A 19,061-nucleotide genomic window follows, 5' to 3' on the forward strand; every position below is an offset into this window, starting at 1 on the left:
AGATCAACCAGCCGGTCGCCGCTATCCGCACCTATGCCGAGAATGCGGGCCGCTTTCTCGAAACCGGCAAAACCGAACCGGCCAGCGGCAATCTGACGTCGATCGTGTCGATGACCGAGCGCATCGGCGCGATCACCGGCACCTTGCGTACTTTCGCCCGTCGACCCGGGGTTGCCGCTTCGCCGCTGCCGGTGCGCGAGGCAATTGATGGCGCGCTGTCGCTGCTGTCGGGCCGCATCCGTGATTCCGGCGTGACCATCGTCAAGCCGCGCGGCAATGCCTCGCCGGTGGTCATGGCCAGCCGCATCCGGCTGGAACAGATCCTGGTCAATCTGTTGCAGAATGCGCTGGACGCTATGAAGGACCAGCCCGATCCCCGCATAGAGATCCAACTTGCCGAGCACGACGACAGGGTGCTGATTTCGGTGCGCGACAACGGCCCAGGTCTCGGCCCGGAAGCAGCCGGCAATCTGTTCATGCCGTTCCAGACCACCAAGGAGAAGGGGCTTGGCCTCGGGCTGGTGATCTCGCAGGAGATCGCCCAGGAATTGGGCGGCACGCTGCGGCTCGATCCCGGCAATGGCATCGGCGCATCCTTCACCATCGATTTGAGGCGAATTGAATGATTGAGGGATCAGGGCTGGTGGCGCTCGTCGACGACGATGCGGACCTGCTGCACGCCACAACGCAATTGCTCGAGCTTGCCGGCTTCGCTGTGGTCGCGCGCGACGCCGCCGAGGCAGCGCTTGCCGTTGTCGACAGGACCTTTGAAGGCGTGGTGGTCAGCGACATCCGCATGCCGGGCATGAACGGGCTGCAGCTGTTCGATCGCATCAAGGCGATCGACCCGGACATACCCGTGATCCTGGTCACCGGCCATGGCGACGTCGATCTCGCAGTGGCCGCGCTCAAGGACGGTGTCTACGATTTCATCTCGAAACCCTATGCCGGCGAGCGCCTTGTCGAGGCGCTGAAACGGGCGAGTGAGAAGCGACGGCTGGTGATGGAGAACCGGCGGCTGCGCGAAGCCGCGGCCCTCGCCACTGACGGCCTGCCGCTGATCGGCGAGGCTCCTGCCATCAAGCGACTGCGCGAGACCTTGCGCCAGATTGCCGACATGAACGTCGATGTGCTGGTCGAGGGAGAAACGGGAACCGGCAAGGAAGTGGTGGCGGACCTCCTGCACAGATGGGGGCGACGGCGCGCAAAACCCTTCGTGGCACTGAATTGCGGTGCGCTGCCGGAGACGGTCATCGAGAGCGAGTTGTTTGGCCATGAGGCGGGCGCGTTCACCGGCGCGCAGCGGCGGCGGATCGGCAGCATCGAGCATTCCAGCGGCGGCACGCTGTTTCTCGACGAGATCGAATCCATGCCGCCGGCGCTCCAGGTCAAGCTGCTGCGCGTGCTCGAAACACGCAGCCTCACTCCACTTGGCTCGAACGACATCAGGCGCATCGATCTCAGGGTCGTCGCCGCGACCAAGGTCGATCTGGGGCGGTCGGACCAACGCGGTGATTTTCGCGAGGATCTGTATTTTCGCCTTAACGTGGTGACGCTGCGCATCCCGCCGCTGCGCGAGCGTCGCGGCGATATCCCGATGCTGTTTGGGCATTTCCTGGGCAAGGCGGCAGAACGGTTCGGCCGGCCTGTCGCGAAGATGAACGCTGCGGTCAGCGATCATCTCCAGTCGCATGACTGGCCAGGCAATGTGCGCGAGCTTGCCCATTTTGCCGACCGTGTTGCGCTCGGCCTCGGTCCGGAAGATGGGACGAGGGCGGTCTCCGCGCATTCGCCGGAGCCTACGGCAGCATTGCCCGAACGGGTCGGCCAATACGAAGCACAGCTCATCCGCGACGCGCTGCGCGACCATAGTGGCGAGGTGCGCGGCGCCATCGATGCGCTCGGCGTACCGCGCAAGACCTTTTATGACAAACTCAAGCGCTACGGCATTGCCGCATCAGAGTTTCGCAATGGCGGCGACGCCGACACGCAACCATCTCGGAAAAGCGATGAACACGACGCTTGAAACGACGGCAAATCCCTTGCCGGAAGACCTTACCTTTCTCGCCGAAAGGCTGGCGGCGTTCAACGACGGCGATGTCGGCGCATCCGAAAGGAAGGCGCTTGTGGTGTTTGTGCGCGACGAGGATTGCGCGGTCGTCGCCGGCATTTCCGGTTACACCGCCTGGGGCTGGCTCTACGTGCAATGGCTCTGGGTCGATGAGCGGCTGCGCGGCCAGCATATGGCCGGCAAGATGCTGGATGCGGCCGAACAGGAAGCCATGGCACGCGGTTGCCGGAATGCCTGGATCGACACCTTCAATCCGAATGCCGCCAAAGTCTATCAGCGTCACCTTTGGAACGCTCGCCGATTTCCCTATCGGCCGCAGCCGCATCTTTCTACAGAAGAGGCTGGCGTTGGTCTGATCCATCCCGGCGGAACCGGGATGGACTGTCTTCCTGCCTGACCCGCAATCCGAACGAAGGTGGTTATGGTCCGGCGGACCGTTACTCGGCCGGAACCAGGCCTGGGTCTCCCATCGGGCTTGCTCTGGTTTCCTTGCGTGCCGACGCACGGGCGAGCACGCTTTGGCGGTTTACGGATCTGCGCTCGGCATCGATGCGATGGATCAGGATTTCCGCACGCTCGATCGACCCGAGCAGGGCCAGGATCGTGCCGCGTTCGGCGGCACCGGCATTCGGTCCGAGCGCCAGCGTGCGGGCACGCAGTTCCTCGACCCCAGGCAGATTTACATGGCCGGCCGGCATCTGCGGGCTGGAAATTCCGTAAGTAGGCAAGATTTCGCGCAGCGACGTGTCGAGCTTGTTCAGCGCGACGTCGACGATGGCTTGCGCCGGGTTGCTGAACTTCTCGCGCCTGACGCGGCGCGCCACCTGATGCATCGATTCCGTCAGGGCGGCCGTGAAGTCGGCTTCCTCGATCAGGCTGGCGATCAGATCGAGCTGTTCGTAAGGCAGATCCTCCTTCATCAGCGCGGCGGTGTAGGCGCGGATATCGCGGCTGAGGATGTCGGTCGCCAGATAGTGCTCGCCCGGATCCGACGGCGCCTTCTTGGAAGAGCGTGCGATGTCGAGGAACATGGCGCCGGCCTCCAGATGGCGGGCCGTCTCTTGCTGCACGGCGGGAATGGCCTTGGCAAAATCGCTGGCCAGTTTGCGGTCGAGGAATTTCGGCGTCGAGAAATCCTCCGCGTCGTCGGCATCCGTGTGGCCGACACGCGATAGCACCCGCTCGAACACGCCGATGAACGGGAACAGCAGCACTGTGTTGAAGACGTTGAAGAAGGTCGAGTAGAGGCCGACCGCGACCGGCACCAGGGGGAAGGTCTCCTTGCCGTCGACAATCACCGGAACGGCCGGATCGCCGCCGAAGAACTGCATGGCCCATTCCAGCACCTGGATGGAGACGAAGAACAGAGGGATGGTGATGCACACCCCGATGATATTGAACGAGATGTGCGCATAGGCGGTCCGCTTGGCGTTCTTCGAAAGGTTGAGCGAAGCCATCCACGACGTGATCGTGGTGCCGAGATCGGCACCGAGCGAGAAGGCGACGGCGGTTGTCCAGTCGAGAATGCCCGCCGCGCCAAGGCCCATGACGATGCCGATCGTCGCCGAGGACGAGTGGATCATCGCGGTCACGCCGGCGGCGATGAACACGCATTTGAAAAGGTTGAGGTAGGAGTCGGCCGTCAGCGTCTGCAGCAGCGCCATGACTTCCGGCAGGTTGCGAAGCGGACGCAGGCCGCCGGTCATCAGGTTGAGGCCGTAGAAGATCAGAGCGAAACCCATGCAGGCGAGCGCTATGTTCTTCACCTTTTCGCTTTTGGCGAAGCAGTAGACCAGCGAGAACACGCCGGCCAGGATCAATCCGAGCGGACCGAGCGGCAGGGCGATGAGCCCGTTGCCGAGCGTGGTGCCGATGTTGGCGCCCATGATCACGCTGATCGCCGGCCGCAGGGCGATGACACCGGCATTGACCAGCCCGACGACCATGACGCTCATCGCCGTCGACGACTGGATGACGCCGGTGATCAGCGTTCCCGCCAGCACGCCTTTGACCGGCGTACCGGCTGCCTTGGCGAGAAAGTCGCGCATCCGGTTGACCGACAGCGCCTGGATGCCGTTTGCCATGAAATCCAGACCGAGCATGAAGATGCCCAAGCCGCCGATCACCGGCACGAGGATGTCCTTGAAGATATCTATGTCCATTTCAGGCAGTCCCCAACAAGTCGCCACGACGACGCGGTATGAAGTTCAGTTGCTGCGCAAGGCAGCTTCGTTCGGGTCAGTTTCCGACCGGCAATTGCCTTGCCCAATACTGTTCGATCTGGCCAATGAGCGCTTTCGGCAGCGGCACATAGCCGAGTGCGGTGGCGTCGCCGGCACCTTGCGCGAAGGCGAGCCGGAAAAGATCATGCACGCGGCGATAGCGATGTTCCGAACGCCCCGAGACCTGGACAACGGCGAACACCGCCGTGCTGATCGGGTACGCACCATCTCCGCTGCGATTGGTGAGGGAGGCGAAGAAGTCGGTCGTTTCCCCCCAGGCGACGGAGGTGGCCGCTGCTTGCACGCCCTGCGGGTCCGGTTTGACGAACTTGCCGGATTTGTTCTGGACCGCTGCGAAGGGAAGGCCGGCGCGAAGAACCTGGCCGTATTCGGCGTAGGCAATCGCCCCCTTGCTCGCAGCCACGGCACGAAGAAGCGCTTGCGTACCTTCCGCGCCTGTCCCGAGCGGCCAGTCGATCAGAGTGTCGGCTCCAAGCTTCGTCTTCCAGTCTTCGCTTGTCGATGACAGAAACTCGGTGAAGACATAGGTTGAGCCCGAACCGTCCTGCCGGTGGATGACGCCGATGGCGAGATCGGGAAGGGCTATGTCGGGATTGAGCACCCTTATCGCAGGATCGGACCAGGACTTTATCTTGCCCAGATAGATGTCGGCGATCACCGGGCCGGAGAGGCGCAGACCTTGCTCCGGCAGGCCATCGAGATTGGCGACCACCGCGATCCCGCCCATGACGATCGGAAATTGCTGCTGGCCGTTCCTGGCGAGATCATCAGCCGGCACGGGAACATCCGTGGCGGCGAAATCCAGTTCGGGCTGCGCAAGCCGCATCAGGCCGGCAAGGGATCCGACCGGTTCATAATCGACGGTCCAGTCCAGCGTGAAGAAGTCGCCGCCGTCGGCGCGTGCAGCCTTGTATGTCGTTGCCCACTTGCCGATGATCGGCGCGGCCAGTGTCGACCCCGCACCGCGAATGGGCTCAGCCCGCGCAGCGGATCCGATCATGGCCCCGATGATTGCAAGGGCGAGCGCAGCTGCCGCCCCCGAAATCGTCGGCCGTGCACCGCGCAATAAAGCTAAACCTGCTGACAACATAAATTGAATCCCAACTATACTGCCGCCGCTATGCAGGCGCGCATCAATGGCCATACGCCTGCGAAATGAGGCGTCAGCTGAAAACAAGATCGCTGTTGTCTTGTATTAATTCTTCTTAACGGTTGGATGACAGTGGGTCCCGGCGGAAAAGCTTTTCGACTATTCCGAAGACCTTTCGACTGCAAAACCTGAGCAAAAAGCCGCATCGCCTGAAAGTCGGCCGGGCGGGAAAGGTCATCCCATCCCGTTCCGGGATGGAAGAGGCTCTAACTGGCGAGTTTTCCGCCCCGCATCGGCCGCGGTGCGCCGGTCGTGCTCGGAAAACTGATTGGCAGGCCGCGCAGCACGCGCACCGCGAGGAAGGCAAAACACTCCGCCTCGACCGCATCGCCGCTCCAGCCGAGGCTCTCGGCCTGCACCACTTCGACGCCGGCACGGCTGGTCAGCATCGCCATCATGGTCGGGTTGTGGCGGCCGCCGCCGCTGACCACCAGTTTTTTAGGACGGCTTGGTAAGAGGTCGAGTGCCTTGCCGACGGCTCCAGCGGTGAAGGCGGTCAGCAGTGCCGCGCCATCCTCCGCATCCAGCCCGTCCGCCATGGCGGCGCCGAAGTCGAAACGGTCCAGCGATTTGGGATAGGGCTTGGTGAGATAGGGGTGCTGCAGCAGCTTGGCCAGCCGCGCCTCGTCCACCTTGCCCGCACCGCCGAGCGCGCCGTCGCGGTCCATCTCGCCGAGCCCCTTCGACTTGATGAAATCGTTCAGCGGCGCGTTGGCGGGGCCGGTGTCGAAGGCAACGACATTGTCGGCGCCATCCCACCAGGTGATGTTGGCGACGCCGCCGAGATTGAGTACGGCCACCTCGCCATTGGCGCCGGCGCCGCGCATCAACGCGGTGTGATAGACCGCGGCCAGCGGCGCGCCTTGCCCCCCGGCGCGCATGTCGGCCGAGCGGAAATCGTAAGCGACCTTGGTACCCAATATGGCATGCATCAGCTCACCATCGCCGAGTTGCCTTGTCTGGCCCAGCCGTCCAACCTGCGGCGCGCGATGCAGAACGGTCTGGCCGTGAAAACCGACGACGCCGATATCGGCCATCGTCATGCCATAGCCTTCGACCAATTCCTTGACGGCTGCTGACTGGGCACGCGTCAGGGCTTCCTCCGCGGTGCGGAAGATCGCCGGCTCCGGCCCGTCAAAGTTCCACGCCCGCGCCTCCGTCAGCGTCTCTTCCAGCAGGGAGCGGATCGACGGAGGATAGGGCATCAGCCGATAGGTGCCGAAATCCTCGATACGTTCGCCGTCGGTCTTGATCAGCGCGACGTCGATGTTGCCGTCCAGCACCGTGCCGGTCATCAGGCCGACGGCCCAGATTGGTTCCATAATCGTTTCCTTGTTGAGCATAATCTTTTCCGAAAACCGTTTCCCACTTTTCGGGACCACGCTCCAGTCCCATTGATGAGATCGCCGACAGCTTTACGAAACCTGACGATTCTACCGCCAAAATGTTGGTCTAATGAATCCGGGCGGCGGGCAAGGTCCAAGCCTTGTCCCTTTCGAAGTGGCGGTCTCGGTGCTGAAGGCCGAGCGGCTTTCGTAGCTCCACAGGCGATATTGGACCGCGCAACGTCGTTTCTGCAGCCCGTCTGGTTCAACAGCCAACGAGATGCCACCTCTTGCCTGTCAGCCCCGAAGGCGCGACCTTGTCTGGTCTGGCGAACGCTTCCGCCGAAATCCGCAAGGGAGAGAAAATCATGACCTCATCCAATGTGGCCGTTATTGCAGGCGCGGGCGCTGGTCTGAGCGCCTCGCTTGCGCGCCTTCTCACCCGGGAAGGCTTTCGCGTGGTTCTGGCCGCCCGTAACGTCGAGAAGCTCAGCGCTCTGATCGGCGAAACCGGTGCTCTGGCCGTTGAGACGGATGTCGCCGACGCTGCGTCCGTCGCCAGGCTGTTCGACACCGCCGACAAGGCCGGCACGCTGGCGCTCGTGGTGTTCAACGCCAGCGCACGCACACGCGGCCCGATCGCCGAGCTCGATGCGGAAGCGGTCAAACAGGCATTGCTGGTCGGCGCCTATGGCGGCTTCCTGGTCGGCCAGCAGGCGGCGCGCCGGCTGCTTGTCCGGGGATCCGGTTCGATCCTGTTCACCGGCGCCACTGCCAGTGTGAAGGGCTTTCCCGGCTCGGCCGGCTTTGCCATGCCGAAATTCGGCCTGCGCGGCCTGGCGCAGTCCATGGCCCGCGAACTCGCCCCGCAGAACATCCACGCCGCCCATTTCATTATCGACGGCCAGATCGCGCCGCCCGGACAGGCAGCCGATCCCGACCTACAGGACCGCCGCCTGTCGCCGGACGCTATCGCCGAGGCCTATCTCGCGGTCCATCGCCAGCATCGCAGCGCCTGGAGCTCGGAGCTTGAGTTACGGCCTTGGGTCGAGACGTTTTGACAATCCAGACGATCGCCCGGCGGGAAGCAACGCGATCCTTCCGCTTTTCCTAATATATTAGGCAATGCTGATATTTTGTGGCGCTAAGCTGCTTGTCCGATACATAAAAAGGCTCAGTGTAATATACACGTTTGTTTAACGCGGGTTGTGCATGTTGCAGCTTTCCCGGGTTAATTGAGAACGCGCATGTCGGTTACACGTCGTACACTGCTTGCGGCCGGGAGCGGCGGGTTGCTGATCTCGCAAGCCCGCGCAGCCAGCACTCCGGGACAGCAGGCGGAGAACGCCCCTCAACCTATCGCGAGCGGCGATGCATTGCGCATCGCAATGCCGGCCTTCGCTTCCAATCCGTTCTTTCCGGCCGACGGATCGGGGGACGATGGCATAGACATGGAGTTGGCCCACGGCATCGCCGCGGCGCTTGGCGTCGAGCCGGTATTCGACCGATCCGCCGCAACGTTCGACGATATCGTCAGTCAGGTCAGTTCCGGACAGGCCGACATGGCGATTGGCAAGCTCAGCCGGACGCTTCAGCGCGGCCGGTCGATCATCTATTCCCGCCCCTACGCCATGCTGCGGCAAGGGCTGATCGCCAACCGCCTCAACCTGGCGCGTATCGCGCAAGGCAAACCGGCCGAACAGATCGTCCGTGATTTCTCAGGCGATCTTGGCGTGATCGAGGGCTCTTCATTCGCCACCTATGCGGCCACGACCTTCCCGCATGCGCAAATCCACCGCCTGGCAAGCTGGGATCTGATCATCGATGCGATCCGAAACGGGACGATCGACATGGCCTATCGCGATGATTTCGAGATCAAGAAGCTGATGGTCGACGATCCGTCGATGACGGTTGTCGCGCGCTCGATCACGCTGACCGACAAGGTCGATACGATCGCAGTCGGCGTGCGGCCCGACAATCCGCACCTCGCGGCCTTTGTCGATCTCTATCTCGATCTCGCGCGGGGTCAGCAGATTCTCAACACGGATGAGATCATCGCCCGCTATCGCCTGGGGAGCAAAGCCTGACATGGCCATCTCCGAGGTAGCCGGACCCCTGCCTTTCGACTGGCGCCTCGCGGCAAGGCGTATCCTGCGCTCGCCCGTGACGACGATTGTGATGATTGCTGCAGGGATATTGTGCGGCCTCTATTATCCAGACTTTGCCCATGCGATCAGCCCTGTCGCACAGCTCTACCTGAATTTCCTCAAGATGGTCGTCCTGCCCTATTTGGTCTCGTCGGTCATCTTCTCCATCACGGCAATGGTCCAGGATCCCAAATCGGTCCGCTACCTCGGCAAGGTGGGTATGGCCGTGCTGGTCGTGTCGTTCCTGAGCGTGCTGGTGAGCGGCACCCTGTCGCTGATCCTGCAGCCGGGCCAGATCGAGAATCCGCAGTCGCGCATCGAGCTTGGCGAGTTCATCAATTCGCAAGGCAGCGTGTCCACCGATCTCGCCTTCCCGTTCCAGCCGCCGCCCTCCAATGGCGACCCCAATGGCGGGCACTCGATCCTGCTCGACCTGGTGCCGAACAACGTCTTCAACGCGCTGGCCTCGGGCCAGACCATCCAGGTTTTGCTGTTCTGCCTGCTTTTCGGGCTCGCGATGGGGAAGATTCCCCAGCCTTCGTCCATGAGCCTGACCCAGGCGCTCAACGCGGTCTACCGGGCCTGCACGGTGCTCACCAACTGGTTCATCTGGGGGTTGCCCTTTGCAACTTTCATCCTGATCGCGGACCAGACCGCGTCGACCGGAACCAAGCCGCTCACGCTGATGGGCGGTTACCTGCTGGTTATGGGTCTTTCCTGCCTCATATTCGTTGCCGGGGCCTTTGCCATTATCGCCATCCGGTCGCGACGAAGCTACTGGACCACGATCAAGACCTGCCAGCCGCTTCTCATGGTGGCCATCACCACACGCTCTACGGTCGCTTCGCTGCCATGGGTCATCAACCTTTTGAGCGAGCGCCTGCGGTTCAGCCTGGTGGTGGTCGAACTGCTCGTGCCGCTGCAGGCGGCATTGCTGCGCACTGGCCCGGCGCTGCTCTACACCTCGGGTGCGCTGTTCATTGCCCAGCTTTACGGCCACCAGCTTGCAGTCTCGGACCTCGTGCTCGTCGGCATCATCTCAGCGCTTCTCGCGCTCACCACCGGCGGTATGGGCAGCCTGCTCATCCTGTCCCAGATGTCCATCGTCTGCGGCTACCTGAAGCTTCCCTTCGAGGCGGCGTTCGTCCTGTTCGTCGCGGTGGATGCAGCCGTCGACACGTTCATGACGCTGGCCAGCGTCTGCACCGTCGCGGCGAGCACGGCAATGATCGCTCCCAGCCACAGGGAGACGACGCAGCCTGACGCCGCCTCGGACCAGCTCGAAGCCGAGCCTGTCAGATGATCGACGACAGCATCCGTCCCCAGCTCGGCATTATCGGCGGTCTTGGGCCGCTTGCTTCGGCTGATTTCTACTTCAAGCTGACCCGGATGACCCAGGCGCTCAGAGACAACGAACATGTGCCTGCCGTGATCCTCAGTGTCCCACAGCTGCCCGACAGGACCGAAGCGATCCTTGCCGGCCATGATGGGCCGCTGGCGCCTTTGAAAGCCGCGGTCGCGACGCTCAATGCGCTCGGCGTCGCCCGCATCGCGATGCCGTGCAACACCGCCCACCATTGGTACAGCCAACTGGCGGCGAATTCGCGCGCGGAAATCATCCATATCGGAGATGCTGTGGTGACGGAGACGCGTCGCAGCCTGGATCAGGGCCGGGTTGCTGTTCTCGCCACCCAAGGCACGCTGGTCTCCGGCTTCTATCAGGACAGGATGTCGGCGGCGGGATTTGAGCTCTGCCTTCCCGCGAACACCGAGTTTCAGGCCTGCGTCGACAGCGCGATCAGCCTCGTCAAGGCAGGTTCGATCGCGGATGCGGCGGTTGAAACCGAGCGCGCGCTCGACATCGCGCAAGCGGCCGGCGCCGATGCAGCCCTGCTCGGCTGCACCGAACTGTCGGTGGTGGCCGCCAGCCTCAACGGTGTCAATGGATTGGTCGTCATCGACAGCAATGCGGCCTTGGCGCGCGCCTGTCTGACACGGTTGGGCTTCGGTGCCCAGGAAGCCCGCGGCCTGCCGACCGTATCACGGCTGCCGGAACATGACCGATCGATGCGCGCCAGCTTGGCCGCACTGGCCTAGCCCTATGGATAGAACCTCATAGCATTTCGGAACCCGTCAGCCCTGGCGCGGCACGCCCTTGGCAAGCAGGTAGACGAGATACGGCCCGCCAAGCAGCGAAGCGAACAGGCCGGCGGGCAGTTCGTAGGGAAAGGCCGCCATGCGCGACAGCCAGTCCGAGACGATCATCAGCAGGACGCCCAGAAGCATCGCTCCGGCGAGATGGACGCGGGCGCGGGAAAAGCCGACCAGACGGGCAAGGTGTGGCGCGATCAGGCCGACGAAGCTCAACGGTCCGACGACCATGGCGGCCAGCGCGGTCAGCAGCGCGGCAACGACGATCAGCATCAATCGTCCGCCGGCGACCGGCACGCCCAGCCCGCGTGCGCTGTCGGACCCGAGCGGCAGGATGTCGAGCCAGCGCGCGGCGAGGAACAGCGGCAGCGTCAGCGGCAACAGACAGGCGAGTGCTAGCCCTGCATCGAGCGCCGACGCCTGGCCGGTCGAGCCGCTCAGCCAGCGCAACAGGATGTAGGACTGCGCGTTGCCCATGGCGATCGTCGCGGTGATCGCAGCGCTGCACAGCGCGCTCATGGCGATACCGGCAAGCAGCAGCCGCTCGGCACCGAACTTTGCTCGTGCGGCAAGGGCCAGCATGGCAATCAAGGCCACCAGTGAGCCCAGGGCTGAGCCGGCGAGCTGCCAGCCAAGATCGGCCGTGGCGCTGACCATCAGCACGGCTGTCAGGCCGGCACCGGCGCCGGTGCCGACGCCAAGCACTTCGGGGCTCGCCAGCCGGGTGCCGGTGACCCGCTGGATGACGCGGGCGGCCGCGAGCATGGCGCGGGCGGCGGCCGCCACGCCGATCCGCGGCGCGCGCCACGCGGCGAGATCGGTTAACAGGTCTCCCCCAGCAATAGACCAGCCGTCCGGGCCGCGCCCGACGACAAGCGCCACGATGGCAGCGACAAGCGCCAGCCCAAGCAGAAGCAGGATGATGAGCCGGGGCCGGCTGGCCTTGCGCGGTGCTGCCCCCTTGGAGCCGAGATGCGGCCATTCGAGAAGGCGCAGCCGCGGCAACAGCCACAGCAGCAGCGGACCGCCGAGCAGGGCGGTGCCGGCGCCGGTCGGAATGCGTTCGCCACCGGAACCGGCGGCCAGCTGTACCAGCCCGTCCGTCAGCCACAGCAGCACGGCGCCGATCAGCGGCGCGGTGATCAGTTTTTGGCGCAGTGTGCGGGCGCCCGAAAGCGTGGCCAGCGCCGGCGCTGCAAGACCAACGAACCCGATGACGCCAACCTCTGCCGCGACTGACGTCGCCATCCACACGGCAAGCGCGATGATGAGAAAGCGGCTTGAGTGACGGGCGACGCCCAGGCTGCGTGCCGAGGCATCGTCGAGACCAAGAATGGTCAGCGGCCGCAGCAGCATCAATGCGGCAACCGCGCCGGCCGCCAGCCTGACCGTCAGCGCGATGGTCGGCTCCCAGTCCTGCTGGACCAGCGATCCGCCGCCCCAGATGAACAGCGAAAACAGGTAATCGCCATTGGCGAGGATCAGTGCTGCGCTGACGGAACTGGCGGTCAGCGCCACCATCATCCCGGCGAGCATGACCGACACCGGCTCCAGCCCGCGCCGCCAGGTCAATGCCAGCACCAGCAGCACCGCGGCGATGCCACCGGCGAAGGCGACCAGGCCCTGCGACCGCTCCATCAGCAGCGGTGCGTAAAGCGAGACGATCGTCATCGCCAGCTGCGCGCCGGCCGAGATGCCAAGCGTCGACGGTTCGGCCAGCGGGTTGCGCAGCACATGCTGCAACAGCAGGCCGGACAGGCCGAGCACGGCGCCCGCCAGCACCGCCACCGCGCCGCGCGGCAGCGTGCTGTAGAGCAGGATGACGCGGTCGAGACCGATGCCGCCCGGCAGTGGAGCCGGCCACTGCATGCCGACCCGCCATGCGAACAGGAGCGCTGCCACAGCCGCGAGGAGGCCCCACAGGGCGATTGGCAACAGCGCGGCACTCGTCGCGGCGTGATCGCTTTTAGTGCGCTCAGCCATGGGCCTGCCCGGCAAGGGCGGCCGTCGCCAGACGCGCGAAGCGGCGTGCCGATGGCAGGCAGCCAAAGTGGTTGACCGGCTCCAGGACGGCAACGCGGTTCTGACGCACCGCCGGCAGAGCGTTCCACAAGGCATTTGTCGGAAGCGAACGCCCGACATCCGCCGGCAGTGGCGAAACGATCAGGATCGACGCCTCGGGCACGCGCGCCAGCGCCTCCAGTCCGACGGGTGCCGCCGCGCTGTAGCTCGTCTCGTCGGTCCATGCATTGACCAGGCCGAGACGCGTCAGCACATCGCCGAACATGGAGTCGCGGCCAAAGGCGCGAAAATGCCTGCTATCGCCTAGGCTGATGACGAAGACCGGACGCCCGGAAGCGCGCGGCAAGGTGCCGCGCAGCCGCGCGATTTCATCAGCGGTCTCATCGGTATAGCGCTCCGCCTCGGCCTGCCGTCCCAGCTTTTCGCCCAGGGCCAGTGTCGCTGCCTCGGCGAGCACATAAGGCGGCACGCCGGCCTCGTAGACCGTTTGCGCAAACACCGGCGCGATGCGTTCGAGCATCGGGCGCTGGTATTCGTAGAAATTGGAGATCACGATGACATCAGGCGCGACGATGCGCAGCAGCTCGTAATTGGGCGCGCCGCGCAGCCCGAGATCGGTCACCGATTGGGGCACTGCCGGCTCGACCGCGATCTTGCGAAACTGGATCAGTTCGGTCGCCGCCACCGGCTCGATGCCGAGCGCCAGCAACGTCTCCAGCATGCCCCAGTCGATCGCTGCAACGCGCGGTGTAGCGGCCCTGGCGGCGACCGGTGGCAGCAATGCCGCGGCCGCCAGCGCAAGCACCTGCCGTCTGTTGGGCAGATGGATCATCACTGGCTTGTTTGGCAAGCTGTAACCAAGTCGACTACCAAGTCGTATGCGCCTTCAGCTTGAACGAGCGGCCTTCGCCATAGGAACAGGTCAGCGTCGTCTGGCAGCTCGACACATAGGTTTTGTCGAAGAGGTTGGTGATGTTGAGATCGATCCCCCAATTCTCCTTCTCGTAGCCGAGTTTCAGATCGGCCAGCGTGACCGCCGGCACTTTGGCCGTGTTCTCATTGTCGGCCCACGAAGAGCCAACATAACGCAGGCCGCCGCCGATCGAGATGCCGTCATACCAGTCGCTGCGGAACGTATAGTCGACCGAGGCGGAAGCCATGACTTCGGGCACGATGAAGGGCGTCTTGCCGATGAGCGCCGGGTTGGCGTCCTTGGTGATGTCGATGTCGTAGGCCGTGAATGCACCCGTGACCCGGAAATCGTCGGTCACGTTCACCTTGCCTTCGAGTTCAACGCCGCGAGAGCGCACTTCACCGGTCTGCATCTGCGTGAACAGAGTGACATTGGAAGGGACGTTCTGGCGCGTCAGGTCAAACAGCGACAGGGTGAACAGGCCATCGACAAAGGTCGGTACGTATTTCACGCCAACTTCGTATTGCGTGCCTTCCTCCGGCTTGAACAGATTACCCAACGCGTCGGTGCCGATGATCGGGTTGAAGAAGGTAGCGACGCTGGCATAGGGGGTAACGCCGTTGTCGAATTCGTAGGCTAGTCCTGCTCGCCCGGAGAAATCTCCGACAGTCTGGCTCTGTGAACTGGAGCTGCTGCTGTAGTAGGTCGGACGATTGTCGGCGTCGAGCCAGCCACGGTCGTAGCGGCCGTTCAGCGTCACCAGCCAGCCATCGCCGAAGCGCAACTGGTCCTGGGCATAGAAGCCGAGCTGCTTCTGCGTCAGGTCCTGGTTGAGGTAGCTGACACGTGGCGTCAGTGGCGAGCCGTATACTGGATGGAAGGCGTCGATCGGGTTGTCATAGTTTTCGTCGTAGAGGCCAGACGACTGGACCTGGTCGATGTTGTAATATTTGAAATCTATGCCGGCCAGGATCGTATGTTCGACAGGACCGGTCACCACCTTGCCTTCGATCTGGTTGTCTACCAGGAAGGTCTTGGCCGTGGTGTCATGGTCGAAATTTATGCGGGCCAGATCGGTAGGCCCTCCGATGGTTGACCAGCCATTCGGATAGACGCTGACTTCATTGATATCAGCGGCGGTGAAGCGGGCGTTAGAGCGCACCGTCCAGTCATTGTCGAATGTGTGTTCGAACTCGTAGCCTATCGAGCCCTGTTCCCGCTTGTAGAGATCGACGCTCGGCTCGGTGAAATTCGCATCCGGGTCGATGCGGCCATAATTCACGCCGTCCACAATGTGGTCCGTCACCGTCCCGCTATAGGGCAGGAAGCTGCCGCCATTGTGGTTTTCGTCGATGTGGCTGTAATTGGCCAGGATGGTCAGCGTGGTTGCTTCGTCCGGCTTCCACGTAATACTTGGCGAGATGAAGCCGCGCCAGCCATTTTGCAGGTCGCTGTAGGTATCGCCGCCGGCGACCTTGCCCGTCATCCGGTAGCTGACCGCGCCATCCTTGGCCACGTCGCCAATGTCGAAGCCGAGATAGACATTGCCTGCGTCGTTGACGCCGGTCTCGACATAGCGCGTGCGTTCGAAGTCCGGCCGCTTGCTGACATAGTTGACCAGGCCACCGGGATTACTGCCGCCGTAGAGTACGGAGGCCGGTCCCTTCAGCACCTCGATGCGCTCCAACCCGAAGCTGTCGACATAAAAGCCGCCGAAGCCGTAGCTGAACAGCTGCAGCCCATCCATGTAGGTGCCGGTGGCCGTCGCCTGGAAACCACGGATGTACAGCCAGTTGGTGTCGCTGTCGGGGCCGAAGGGCTGCGCGAAGACGCCGGCCGTGTAGCGCAAGGCTTCGTCGGCCTTCTGTGCGCCCTGGTCGTCGATCTCTTGACGGCCGACCACCGACACGGATTGCGGGATGTCCTTGATGTCGGTCGCCGTCTTGGAGCCGGTCCTGCTTTTTTTGGCGACGACGCCTTTAACCGGTCCGGCCGCGCCGTCGCCGGCCTCGCCCTCGACCACCACCGGTTCAAGCTGGGTGCTGGTTTGCACCGACTGCGCGAACGCGGCCATTGGCGGGATCATCGCGGCTGCGGCGACGCTGGCCGCCAGAAGCGCCTTCATCCGGTAAGTTCTGCTCATCAGGAAAGTCCCCGCCTGTCGACATTGAGATACTTGATGATTTATCTCAACTTATCTGCAGGTCATTGGACGGAATTGGGCAGTTTGTCCATTCTTGTCCAAACGAGGGACATCACGGTGTGATGTTGCGGAAATGTCACTGGCGACTGGTGCTCCTCATCCAGGCGCCGGGTGTCACGCCGACAATCGACTTGAACACACGCGTCAGGTGCGCCTGGTCGAAAAAACCCGTTGCCTCGGCGATGTCGCCAAGTGAAGCGGCGTCACGCGCCATCATCGCCTTGGCCCTGTCGACCCGCGCTTGCATCTGCCAACGATGCGGCGGCACGCCCGTCGCCGCCTTGAAGGCATGACTCATCGCGGTTTCGGACAGGCCGGTCAGCGCGGCGAGATCGGCAAGCCGGATCCTGTCCAGGCAATGCGCGTCGATGTAGTCGGTGACGAGGCGCAGCTTGCGGCGCGAGAGCGGCGACCGTCGCCTGGCGGTATCAGGCTGGTCTATCTGGAACAGGCTTGCGAACAAGGCATTGAGCAAGCCCTCGCCATAGAGATCATGCAGAGGCCGGTCGTTGCCGCATTCGGCGGCGATCATGCCGGCAAGCATGGCGATCCGGTCGTCGCGAAACTGGAAGCGCGACATCCGCAAGGCCTCGTGGTCAAGGCTGCGGCCGAAGCGGCGCGTCAGCGCTGCGGCGTCGAAATGCAGGTCGAGATGCCGGATCCGCCGTAGCCCCTCGACCCGGCCGCGGATCGGCACGCCGGCCGGTATGTAGGCCATGGAAAAAGCCTGGTCGTGGCGGCGCAATTCGCCCTTGGCGCCTTCGACGAAGAAAGCGCCGTCGCCATCCACATCGAGCGCGACGAACAGCCGGGGGTCGGGAGAGACGTAATAGCCTTCGGCCTTGTCACCGCATGAGACATCCCAGAGGTCGGCGACCACGCCGTCCCAGACATGCCATTTCAGATCGCCAATGACTGAAAAGCCCTCAATCCGGCTTTCCATGCGCGCAACGAAGGTCAAGTCCTGTGATCCCAACCATAACATGATAAAAACCATCATGTTTATGCCCGGTTAGCGACCCCACCGCAAGTGCTTTGCGGCTGCTCGAAAATCGGCCGGAACCAATACCGCTGGGGCCGTCAGGCCTCAAACACTTTCGAGGTATGTCTCGATTTCGAAATCGCTGACATTGAGCGCGAACGTGTTCAATTCCTGGCGTTTGCAGGCAACGAAGGAGTCGCGCAGGATGGCTGGAAAAATCTCCGCCACATGCGTCCCGCTCTCGAAGGCGGCGATCGCGGATGCCCAGTCCGGCGGCAGCTTTGCCGGCGGGAGTCCCTGGCCGTCGGTGCCGATCGGATCCCCTGGCGATATTTGTCTTTCAATGCCCGTCAGTGCGGCGCCCAATATGGCCGCTAGCACCAGATAGGGATTGGCGTCGGCTCCCGAAACGCGATGCTCGATGCGGCGCGCACCGGTTGGCCCGCCGGGAATGCGGATCGCCACCATACGGTTCTCATAACCCCAGGCGACTGCGGTCGGCGCATAGGATCTCGGGCGCAGCCTGCGGTAGGAGTTGAAGTGCGGCGCAAACACCAGCGTGCTTTCGGCCATTGCCGCAAGCAGGCCGCCGACCGCATGGCGCATGGTCTCAGAACCCTGGTCGGTGCCGTCATCGAAGACGTTGCGCCCTTCGCCGTCGATCAGGCTGAAATGAACGTGAAAGCCGTTGCCTGCGCGGTCGCCATAGGGCTTAGCCATGAAGCAGGCGGCAAAGCCGTGCTTGCGGGCAATGCCCTTCACCGTGCGCTTGAACAGCACCGCATCGTCAGCCGCCCGCAAGGCGTCCGCGACATGGTTCAGATTGATTTCGAACTGACCGACGCCGTTTTCGGCGATGGCCGTGTCGACGGGAATGCCTTGCGTCCGGCAGGCCTCGTAGACGTCATGGATGAAGGATTCGAAGTCGTCGATCTCGTCGATCGACAGCGCCGCGTCGGAATCGAGACGGCGTCCGGTCACCGGCGAGACCGGTCCGACCGGCCGCTGCGACTGCGGATCGACGAGGTAGAATTCGAGTTCCGTTGCCGCGACCGGGGTCAGGCCCAAGGCCTTGTAGCGATCGAGGATGCGGGCCAGCGCCCGTCGCGGGTCGCCGAGATAGGGCGCGCCGCTTTCGTCGGCCAGCCAGAGCGGGACAAGCGCTGTCGGATGCGCCGTCCAGGCCACCGGCAGAATGCCGCGCCCCGTCCACTGGCACAGTCCGTCGGCATCGCCGGTCGAGAATACCAGTGTGTTGCCTTCGATGTCCTCGCCCCAGACGTCGAGCCCGATCAGCGAAAAAGGCATGCGCAGCTTGCCTTCCAGCGCCTTTCTTGCCTGCTCGACGGGAATGCGCTTGCCGCGCATGATGCCGTTGAGGTCGCACACCGCGGCTCTCAGGCTCTGGATGTCGGTCCTGCTGTCAAGCCAGTTCAAAACGTCCGCAATTGCATCGCTCAATTTATGACCTCTGGTTTTCGAAGGTGCCGCAACCTGACCGGCTGCACTGTCCCTGACAAAAATAGCTTGTGAGTTTTAGGAAAACAGACTTGGCTGTCGCCAAGCGCTTTTCCTTATTTTTTCAAGTCACTAGCTGGTATATCGGGAGGCATTTCAAAACCAATTGCGCGATCTGCGGTCGCAACATAGAGGCTGGAGGGCGGAAAGCCAAGCACGAGCCGGTAAACCAGCGCGCAGCCGCTATCGGCGGGAGCGGCGAGCTCGCTGCGGTCAGATCTGGCGCGCGCAGCGCCCGAGCCACGCTGTGCAAAACGGTCATCACAAATCTTGACCTCGCATGCACTTGCACCTCTGGCCGCTGTCTGGCTTTTTGGGCTACCCATCGCAACGGAG

The 19,061-nt window shown here is 63.3% G+C and carries 15 protein-coding genes and 1 pseudogene; 7 read left to right on the top strand and 9 right to left on the bottom strand.

The window, feature by feature from the left end; all coding sequences use genetic code 11:
• From EN964_RS04520 to EN964_RS04530, 3 genes and pseudogenes are all read left to right on the top strand, one after another.
• The coding region (locus EN964_RS04520; protein WP_127276200.1) for a sensor histidine kinase at nt 1–626 on the top strand (626 nt) is incomplete at its 5' end.
• Nucleotides 623–2,026 carry a sigma-54 dependent transcriptional regulator gene (locus EN964_RS04525; RefSeq protein WP_127271088.1) on the top strand — a complete coding sequence of 468 codons (1,404 nt, stop codon included), beginning with the start codon at nt 623–625 and terminating at the stop codon, nt 2,024–2,026. The genes EN964_RS04520 and EN964_RS04525, both read left to right, overlap by 4 nt.
• Nucleotides 2,010–2,427: pseudogene (locus tag EN964_RS04530) on the top strand (GNAT family N-acetyltransferase). Before EN964_RS04525 ends, EN964_RS04530 begins: the two are co-directional and overlap by 17 nt.
• 81 nt (nt 2,428–2,508) lie before the next feature.
• Here the strand turns inward: EN964_RS04530 and EN964_RS04535 are convergent.
• The 3 genes from EN964_RS04535 to EN964_RS04545 form a co-directional block, all read right to left on the bottom strand.
• The gene (locus tag EN964_RS04535) at nt 2,509–4,233 is read right to left on the bottom strand and encodes a Na/Pi cotransporter family protein (protein WP_127272615.1); all 1,725 of its coding nucleotides are present in this window, start codon (nt 4,231–4,233) and stop codon (nt 2,509–2,511) included.
• Between the two features lie 76 nt (nt 4,234–4,309).
• Nucleotides 4,310–5,314, bottom strand: coding sequence for a phosphate ABC transporter substrate-binding protein PstS (gene pstS / locus EN964_RS04540; protein WP_127379225.1), 1,005 nt, complete (start codon nt 5,312–5,314; stop codon nt 4,310–4,312).
• Between the two features lie 356 nt (nt 5,315–5,670).
• Nucleotides 5,671–6,786, bottom strand: a complete 1,116-nt coding sequence (locus tag EN964_RS04545; RefSeq protein ID WP_127268225.1) for an anhydro-N-acetylmuramic acid kinase — start codon at nt 6,784–6,786, stop codon at nt 5,671–5,673.
• 371 nt (nt 6,787–7,157) lie between these two features.
• Between EN964_RS04545 and EN964_RS04550 the strand changes: the two genes are divergently transcribed.
• The 4 genes from EN964_RS04550 (at nt 7,158) to EN964_RS04565 (ending at nt 11,033) form a co-directional block, all read left to right on the top strand.
• The gene (locus EN964_RS04550; RefSeq protein ID WP_127276202.1) at nt 7,158–7,850 is read left to right on the top strand and encodes an SDR family NAD(P)-dependent oxidoreductase; all 693 of its coding nucleotides are present in this window, start codon (nt 7,158–7,160) and stop codon (nt 7,848–7,850) included.
• A 186-nt stretch (nt 7,851–8,036) separates the two neighbouring features.
• Entirely contained in the window at nt 8,037–8,876 is an 840-nt protein-coding gene (locus tag EN964_RS04555) for an ABC transporter substrate-binding protein (protein WP_164748642.1), read from the top strand.
• Between the two features lies 1 nt (nt 8,877).
• The gene (locus EN964_RS04560) at nt 8,878–10,239 is read left to right on the top strand and encodes a dicarboxylate/amino acid:cation symporter (protein ID WP_127268227.1); all 1,362 of its coding nucleotides are present in this window, start codon (nt 8,878–8,880) and stop codon (nt 10,237–10,239) included.
• A complete protein-coding gene (locus EN964_RS04565; RefSeq protein WP_127268228.1) occupies nt 10,236–11,033 on the top strand; it encodes an aspartate/glutamate racemase family protein in 798 nt (265 codons plus the stop codon). The genes EN964_RS04560 and EN964_RS04565 overlap by 4 nt, the downstream gene beginning before the upstream one ends.
• 36 nt (nt 11,034–11,069) lie before the next feature.
• Here the strand turns inward: EN964_RS04565 and fhuB are convergent, their stop codons facing one another.
• The 6 genes from fhuB to EN964_RS38090 form a co-directional block, all read right to left on the bottom strand.
• On the bottom strand, nt 11,070–13,070 hold the full coding sequence (gene fhuB, locus EN964_RS04570; protein ID WP_127276204.1) for a Fe(3+)-hydroxamate ABC transporter permease FhuB: 2,001 nt from the start codon (nt 13,068–13,070) through the stop codon (nt 11,070–11,072).
• A complete protein-coding gene (locus EN964_RS04575; protein WP_127268593.1) occupies nt 13,063–13,941 on the bottom strand; it encodes an ABC transporter substrate-binding protein in 879 nt (292 codons plus the stop codon). Before EN964_RS04575 ends, fhuB begins: the two co-directional genes overlap by 8 nt.
• Before the next feature lie 34 nt (nt 13,942–13,975).
• Complete coding sequence (locus EN964_RS04580; RefSeq protein WP_236383127.1) at nt 13,976–16,165, bottom strand: TonB-dependent siderophore receptor; 2,190 nt, start codon at nt 16,163–16,165, stop codon at nt 13,976–13,978.
• 136 nt (nt 16,166–16,301) lie between these two features.
• Complete coding sequence (locus EN964_RS04585; RefSeq protein ID WP_164748641.1) at nt 16,302–17,186, bottom strand: AraC family transcriptional regulator; 885 nt, start codon at nt 17,184–17,186, stop codon at nt 16,302–16,304.
• 126 nt (nt 17,187–17,312) lie between these two features.
• Nucleotides 17,313–18,668, bottom strand: coding sequence for a glutamine synthetase family protein (locus EN964_RS04590; RefSeq protein WP_127268594.1), 1,356 nt, complete (start codon nt 18,666–18,668; stop codon nt 17,313–17,315).
• Nucleotides 18,669–18,781: 113 nt separating this feature from the next.
• A partial coding sequence (locus EN964_RS38090) for a hypothetical protein (protein WP_206528690.1) occupies nt 18,782–19,061 on the bottom strand: 280 nt, incomplete at its 5' end.

This window comes from Mesorhizobium sp. M7A.F.Ca.CA.001.10.2.1 (genome assembly GCF_003998575.1).
Taxonomy (GTDB): domain Bacteria; phylum Pseudomonadota; class Alphaproteobacteria; order Rhizobiales; family Rhizobiaceae; genus Mesorhizobium.